Source organism: Stenotrophomonas sp. SrG (genome assembly GCF_050031795.1).
Taxonomy (GTDB): domain Bacteria; phylum Pseudomonadota; class Gammaproteobacteria; order Xanthomonadales; family Xanthomonadaceae; genus Stenotrophomonas; species Stenotrophomonas rhizophila_A.
Map to the genome: position 1 here is coordinate 1 of NZ_JBNBBE010000541.1, position 253 is coordinate 253.

Consider the following 253-nt stretch of genomic DNA (forward strand, 5'->3'; position numbering starts at 1 on the left):
GTGGGGTACCTACCGTCTGCGGCGCACCAGCGTCGCCGACGCCGCCAGCACGGCCCTGGGCAGCAGCGCCATCGTCTGCACGTCGCCCTTCCAGTGCTGCCAGTACAGCGGCACGTCGTCCCACGCGCGCGGCTTCATCAGCACCAGCCGCCCCGCGTCCAGGTGGCGCTTGACCAGCGGCAGCGGGTTCAACGTCCAGCCCAGCCCGCCCACGTTGGCCTGCACGAACGCCCGCGTTGACGGAATCCACCAG

At 71.5% G+C, this 253-nt stretch carries 1 pseudogene; it reads right to left on the minus strand.

Going from position 1 to position 253, the window contains the following annotated elements:
- Window positions 1-9: 9 nt before the first annotated feature.
- Window positions 10-253, minus strand: a pseudogene (locus ACQG3P_RS20775) (LysR family transcriptional regulator ArgP); the annotation flags it as partial.